Source organism: Micrococcus sp. HG099, assembly GCF_024723355.1.
Lineage (GTDB): Bacteria > Actinomycetota > Actinomycetes > Actinomycetales > Micrococcaceae > Micrococcus > Micrococcus endophyticus.
The window spans coordinates 1-6,332 of record NZ_JANQCJ010000128.1; the positions used below are offsets into that span (position 1 = coordinate 1).

Below are 6,332 nucleotides of genomic sequence, written 5' to 3' on the forward strand. Positions count from 1 at the left end.
CGACGTGGACGCGGCCCGGGCCCGGCGCTCCGCCGCCGCGGGCCCGGCGGCGACGGCCCGGCTGCTGCAGTGGCTGCCCCTCGGCGGCGTGGGGCTGGCCTGGCTGCTCGGCTCGTCCCCGTGGGAGACCGTCTCGACCCCGTTCGGCGCCGTCGTCGCGGCGGTGGGGCTGCTGTTCTGGCTCGCCGGGCGGTCCTGGACCCGGCTGCTGCTGCGCTCGGCCGCCCGGGAGCCGGCGGCGCTGACGGCGCCGGTCGTGCTGGACGTGCTGGCGGCACTCCTGGGGGCGGGCCGGTCGCTGCCGGCCGCCCTGGACGACCTCGCCCGCACCCTGCCCGGGGCGCGCGGCCTGCGCGTGACGTCCGCGCTGCTGCTGTGGGGCCGCGGCTGGGACGAGGCGTGGGCGGGGATCGGGGAGGAGACCGTGTGGGCCGAGGCCGCCGCGCGGCTGCGCCCGCTGCACCGCTCCGGGATGGCGGGCGCGCGCACCCTGGCGGAGTCCGCCGCCGCGGCGCGGCAGCAGGGCCGGCGCGCGGACGAGCGCGCCGCGGAGGAGCTCGCGGTCCGGCTGGTGATGCCCCTGGGCCTGTGCCTGCTGCCGGCCTTCGTGTGCTGGGGCGTGATCCCGGTGGTCATGGCGCTGCTGGGGGCGGGCGCGTGAACGCCGGGCGCCTGAACACCGGACGCGGCAGGCGACGTCGGCCCACCCGGTCGGTCCACTCCTGCACAGCCCGCCGACGGGGCCGTCCCCTCCACGGATCGGCCCCGATGCCGGCGGGCCGAGGCCCCGGGACCGGAGTCTGGGACCAGCGGCCCGACCGGGACGCGACCACCGCCCCGCACACCGGGGCCGATTCCAGGAGGATCACCATGACCCAGCTCTCCCACACCGTCCACGACGCCCTCGCCACCGCCGCCGAGCGCCACCACCTCGCCCGCGTGGCCGACGCCGCGGCCGACGAGACCGGCGCCATCACGGCGGAGTACGGCATCCTCACGCTGGCCGCGGTCGGCTTCGCGGGCGTGCTCGCCGTGGTGCTCACCAGCCCGGACGTGCAGTCCCTGCTGGTCGAGCTCGTCTCGGGGGCGCTCCAGCGTGACTGACCCTCGAATCCCCGTCCCGCCGGCCGGGCCTCGTGCGGGTGCCCGGCCGGCGGGACGGCCCCGGTCCTCCCCGCGCGGCGAGGCCGGCGCCGTGACCGCGGAGTACGCGGTGCTGCTGCCCGTGATCGCGTTCGTCCTGGCGGCGGTGCTCCTGGCCGGGGCGGCCGCCGTGCAGCAGGTCCGCGGTCAGGACGCCGCGGCCGCGGCCGCCCGCATCCTCGCCCGGGGCGACGGCGAGGCCGAGGCCCGCCGGGCGGTGGCCCGCATGGCCGGCGACGACGCGGCGCTCGCCCACACGGCCGACGGCGGCTGGGTCGCCGTGGAGGTCTCCCAGCCCGGTCCCGGCCCGCTCGCCTGGGCCGAGGCGCTCACCCTGACCGCACGGGCCGCGGCGCCGCAGCAGCACCCCGGCGCCGCCGTCGACCCCGACGTGGGCCGGACGTGACGGGCCGTGCGCCGGGGGGCGTTCCTCGCGGGGCCGCCTCCGAGACGGGGTCGGGCACGGTCTCGGTGCTGGGCACCGCCGCGCTGGGGGCGGGGCTGCTGTTGGCGGTGGCCGCGCTGGGGCAGGCCTCCGTCGCGGGCGCCCAGGCCGCCGGGGCCGCCGACCTGGCCGCGCTCGCGGCCTCGGACGCCCGCCGGGGCCTCTCCGCGGGCGAGCCCTGCCTGGTCGCCGGACAGACGGCTGCACGCAACCGCGCCGCCGTCGTGGAGTGCGAGGTGCGCGAAAACGGCACGGTGCGGGTCTCCGTCGAGCGGGGACGTGCGCCGCTGCCGCCGGCGCTCGCCGCCGCGGTGGCCGGGCCACCGCGGCCGCAGGCGCCTCAGGCCGTGCCCGAGGACCCGCTCCCCGACGCGTCCTCGCCGTCCACGCCAACGCCGTCGTCGGTCCCGCCGTCCGTCTCGCCCGACCCCTCGGCGACCACGGGGACCAGATGATCCGCCTGTCCGATGAGGAAGCGCAGCACCGTCAGCGCCCCGGCCTTGTCCAGGGGGCTGTTGCGGTTGCCGCACTTGGGGGACTGCACGCAGGACGGGCAACCGGCCTCGCACTCGCAGGCGGCGATGGCCCCGGCGGTCGCCTCCACCCAGCGCCGCGCCTGCGCGAAGCCGCGTTCGGCGAAGCCCGCGCCGCCGGGGCGGCCGTCGTACACGAACACCGCGGGGGATCCGGTGTCCGGGTGCAGCACCATCGAGACGCCGCCGATGTCCCAGCGATCGTTGGAGGCCACGAGCGGCATCATGCCGATCATCGCGTGCTCGGCCGCGTGCAGGGCCCCCGGCAGTCGGTCCATGGTCAGGCCGGCGGCGATCAGCTCCTCCGACGACGCCTGGAACCACACCGCCGAGGTGAACAGGTCCCGGGCCGGCAGCTCGAGCGGCTCCTCGCCGAGCACCTCCCCGGAGACCAGGGCCTTGCGCTGGAAGGAGACCACCTGCGTGCGCACCTGCACGTCCCCGAGGCACCAGCGCAGGGTGCCCTCGCGTGCGTCGAGCCGGCGGTGCACGTCCACGATCTCGATCTCGGTGACGTCCCGGGCCTGCGTGGTGAAGTCCGGCCAGGCGCGCGTGACGATCACCGCGTGCGCGTCCTCGTCCAGCTCCTCCACCAGGTACGTGCGGTCCTGGTGCACATACACGGCCCCGGGGTGCGCCTGGTAGTGCGTCTGCGGGGAGTCCATGGTGCCCAGCAGCGTCCCGGACTCGGCGTCGATGATGTCCATGGGCCCGCCGCCGTCGTCGCGCAGGGAGACCATGCCGGCGGCGTGCTCGAGGTGCGTCCAGAACCAGCCCGCCGGACGCCGGCGCAGCAGCCCCTGCTCCACGAGCACGTCCAGCAGCGCCCGCACCCGCTCGGGGTCGCCGAACCGCTCGAACGCCTCGGGGGTGAGCGGCAGCTCGGCCGCGGCCGCGCACAGCTGCGGGCCGAGCAGGTGCGGGTTCTCCGGGTCCACCACGGTGTCCTCCACGCCGAGGTCGAACACGGCCTCGGGATGGTCCACCACGTACGTGTCCAGCGGGTCGTCCGAGGCCACGAAGAACGCGAGCGCGTCCTGTCCGCCGCGCCCGGCGCGGCCGATCTGCTGGAAGAACGACGCGCGGGTGCCCGGCCAGCCCGCCACCACCACGGCGTCCAGGCCGGCGACGTCGATGCCCATCTCCAGCGCGGGCGTGGAGGCCATGCCCAGCAGGCGCCCCGAGCGCAGGTCCGCCTCGAGGGCACGCCGCTCCTCCGGCAGGTAGCCGGAGCGGTAGGCCGCGATGCGAGAGCCCAGGCCCGCCTCGAGCTCCTCGAGCTGGCGCCGCGCGGCGGAGGCGATGGCCTCGGCGCCGCGCCGGGAGCGGATGAAGGCGAGGGTGCGCACCTGCTGCAGGGCGAGGTCGGTGAGCAGGTCGGCCGAGGCGGCCATGGCCGAGCGGCGCACCGGGGCGCCGTTCTCCCCGCGGCGGTCCGTGAGCTCGGGCTCCCAGAAGGCCACGGTGACGGCACCGTGCGGGGAGGCGTCCTCGGCCGCGGCGGTGGCCGGGGCCCCGATGAGCCGGGAGAAGTGTCCGGCCGGGTCCGCCGAGGTGGCGGAGGCCCCGATGAACACGGGCTCGGGCCTGTCCCCGCGCCAGTGCGCGGCCACGCGGCGCAGCCGCCGCAGCAGGATGCCCACCTGCGAGCCGAACACGCCGCGGTAGGAGTGGGACTCGTCCACCACCACGAACGCGAGGTGCCGGAAGAACCGCGCCCAGCGCTCGTGGTGGGGCAGGATCCCCACGTGCAGCATGTCCGGGTTGGTCATCAGCACGTTCGCGTGCTCGCGCGCCCAGATCCGGTCCGGGGGAGCGGTGTCCCCGTCGTAGGGCGCCGCCCGCAGCCAGGTCGCCCCGTCCCGCTCCAGCGCCCGCCACGCGAGCAGCTGGTCCGCGGCGAGGGCCTTGGTGGGGGACAGGTGCAGCACGGTGGCGTGCGGGTCCCCGGACAGCCGGATGCCGGCCGCGAGCTGGTAGGCGAGGGACTTGCCGGAGGCCGTGCCCGTGGCCACCACGGTGTGCGTGCCGGCGCCGGCCACGGTGGCGGCGCGGACCTGGTGCGCCCACGGCCGTTCGATCCCGCGGCCGGCGAACGCCCGCACGAGCGCCTCGGGTGTCTCCGAGGGCCAGTCGGCGTGCCGGGCCTCGCGCGCGGGCAGGGTCACCACGTGGCGGATCTGCTCGGGCAGGCCGTGGCGTCCGAGGGCGCCGCGCAGGACGTCGGCCGCCTCGCCCCCGGCCACGGGGTCGCCAGGCCGGGACACGCTCAGCCCCGCGACGACGTCGGCGACCGCGTCCGCCAGCGGCGCCGGCTCGTCCCAGGGATGGGCCTCGTCCCCGGGGTGGTCCGTCACGTCGACGTCGGCCGCCGCGTCTCGGCGGTCGCTCGGGCCGTCGTCGGGAGCGCCCCAGCCCGCGGCCGGGTCGGCCCACGGGTCGAACGCGTCGCCCGCCGCGGCGGGCTCCGGTGGGGGCGTGCTCACGCCCCCATGGTGCCGGTGTGCTCGGCGGTGGGCGTGTCCGCGGCCAGGCCGCGGCCCCAGATGGAGACGGGGCCCAGGTCGGTCCAGGCCAGGTGCTCGTAGAGCTTGCGGCCGTCCGGGGAGGCGACGAGCAGGCCGAGGCTGATCTCGCCGTCGCTCATCACCTCGGAGGTCAGGTAGCGCATCACGAGGGAGCCGAGGCCGCGGCGGCGGTGGCTCGGGGAGGTCCAGATGCGGTCGTAGACGGCGGTGCCGTCCTCCTGGGTGACCCAGCCGAGCGCGGCCAGCTCCTCCTCGCCCTCCGGGGCGGTGGAGGCGCCCACGGCCATGATGCGCAGGCGGACGCTGCCCTCCATGGGCTGGTCCACGCGGGCCTCATAGCCGTCCGGGAGCAGCGGCGGCTCGACGTCCTGAACCTCGGGGTCCATGTCCATGGACATGAAGCGCTCGGGCTCGGCCTGCGGGGTGAACCCCATGGCCTTCGGGTCCGCGCCGGCGTCCCCGAACACGGTGAGCAGGATCTGCTCCTCATCGCGCAGGGCCTCGCGCAGCTCCTCGAGCTGCTCGCGGGTGGGGTCCACCACCACGTACTCCCACGTGGCGGGCACGTCCACGGCGGCGCGGCCGGAGCCGCCGGGGATCATGCGGGCGGGGCGCCGGGTGCGCAGGGCCGCGCGCCGCTCCGCCTCGGGGCTCGTCCTGTAGCCGCGGGAGCGCGACCAGGCCGCGAACCACGTGTCGACCAGTGCCGTGTCCAGGTGCTCACTCATGCCATGAAGGGTAAGCGGTGACCCCCGCCACGGCCAGGGCCCGCGACTTCCTGCGACGCCGCGCGCACTAGCCTGGACTTCGATGAGCCCCGCCCCCGTCTCCCGCATCGCGCTGTACTACCGCTTCGCTCCGCTCGCCGACCCCGAGGCGGTGCGGCTGTGGCAGCGCACGCTCGCGGCCTCCCTCGGCCTCACGGGCCGGATCATCGTGTCCCCGCAGGGGATCAACGGCACCGTGGGCGGCCCCGTGGACGCGGTGAAGCAGTACGTCAAGGGCACCCGCGCGCACCCGGCGTTGAAGGACCTGGAGGTGAAGTGGTCGGACGGCTCGGCGGCGGACTTCCCGCGCCTGTCCGTCAAGGTCCGGCCCGAGCTCGTGGCGTTCGGCGTCCCCGAGCGGATCACGGTGGATGAGCACGGCGTCGTCGGCACGGGCGAGCGGCTCACCCCGGAGCGACTCGAGGCCCTGGTGGCCGAGCGCGCCGGCACGGAGAACCCCGTCCGCTTCCTGGACGGGCGCAACACCGTGGAGGCGCAGATCGGCCGCTTCGACGGCGCCGTGGTGCCGGCCGCGCACACCACGCGGGACCTGCTGGCCGCCGTCGACTCCGGCTCCCTGGACCACCTGCGCGACGCCCCGCTGGTCACCTACTGCACCGGCGGCGTGCGCTGCGAGGTCCTTTCTGCGCTGCTGAAGGACCGCGGGTTCCGCGAGGTCTACCAGCTCGACGGCGGCATCGTCCGCTACGGCGAGGCGTTCGGCGACGCCGGCCTGTGGCGCGGCGAGCTGGCCGTGTTCGACCGGCGGATGGCCCTGCGCTTCTCCGAGGACGCCGAGACGATCGGCCGCTGCGTCACGTGCGAGGTTCCCACTTCGGCGCTGCGCAACTGCTCCGACCCCGCCTGCACCACCCTCGAGGTCCGCTGCGCCGCCTGCGCCGCCGCGGACCCGGAC

Annotated in this window: 7 protein-coding genes; 5 read left to right on the plus strand and 2 right to left on the minus strand. The window is 76.8% G+C overall.

Annotation, left to right across the window (positions count from 1 at the left end):
• The 4 genes from NWP10_RS09965 to NWP10_RS09980 all read left to right on the plus strand — a co-directional run.
• Nucleotides 1-661: type II secretion system F family protein (locus tag NWP10_RS09965; RefSeq protein ID WP_258300794.1), on the plus strand; the 661-nt coding region annotated here is incomplete at its 5' end.
• Nucleotides 662-870: 209 nt separating this feature from the next.
• Nucleotides 871-1,104, plus strand: coding sequence for a DUF4244 domain-containing protein (locus NWP10_RS09970; protein WP_158491618.1), 234 nt, complete (start codon nucleotides 871-873; stop codon nucleotides 1,102-1,104).
• 91 nt (nucleotides 1,105-1,195) lie between these two features.
• Nucleotides 1,196-1,549: a TadE family type IV pilus minor pilin gene (locus tag NWP10_RS09975; RefSeq protein WP_258300795.1), complete on the plus strand. Its 354-nt coding sequence runs from the start codon at nucleotides 1,196-1,198 to the stop codon at nucleotides 1,547-1,549.
• On the plus strand, nucleotides 1,546-2,043 hold the full coding sequence (locus NWP10_RS09980; RefSeq protein ID WP_258300796.1) for an Rv3654c family TadE-like protein: 498 nt from the start codon (nucleotides 1,546-1,548) through the stop codon (nucleotides 2,041-2,043). Before NWP10_RS09975 ends, NWP10_RS09980 begins: the two co-directional genes overlap by 4 nt.
• Here NWP10_RS09980 and NWP10_RS09985 read toward each other — a convergent pair.
• Both NWP10_RS09985 and NWP10_RS09990 read right to left on the minus strand, forming a co-directional pair.
• A complete protein-coding gene (locus NWP10_RS09985; protein ID WP_258300797.1) occupies nucleotides 1,929-4,607 on the minus strand; it encodes a DEAD/DEAH box helicase in 2,679 nt (892 codons plus the stop codon). The two genes, NWP10_RS09980 and NWP10_RS09985, sit on opposite strands and share 115 nt — an antisense overlap.
• The gene (locus tag NWP10_RS09990; RefSeq protein ID WP_258300798.1) at nucleotides 4,604-5,377 is read right to left on the minus strand and encodes a GNAT family N-acetyltransferase; all 774 of its coding nucleotides are present in this window, start codon (nucleotides 5,375-5,377) and stop codon (nucleotides 4,604-4,606) included. The genes NWP10_RS09985 and NWP10_RS09990 overlap by 4 nt, the downstream gene beginning before the upstream one ends.
• 82 nt (nucleotides 5,378-5,459) lie before the next feature.
• Here NWP10_RS09990 and NWP10_RS09995 point away from each other — a divergent pair.
• Nucleotides 5,460-6,332, plus strand: an 873-nt coding sequence (locus NWP10_RS09995; RefSeq protein ID WP_258300799.1) for a rhodanese-related sulfurtransferase, incomplete at its 3' end; no start/stop codon positions are given.

What these genes read in the sequence shown, in the direction of transcription:
- NWP10_RS09970 (WP_158491618.1), top strand. Translation starts at nt 871, where the DNA reads ATGACCCAGCTCTCCCACACCGTCCACGACGCCCTCGCCACCGCCGCC.
- NWP10_RS09990 (WP_258300798.1), bottom strand. Translation starts at nt 5,377, where the DNA reads ATGAGTGAGCACCTGGACACGGCACTGGTCGACACGTGGTTCGCGGCC.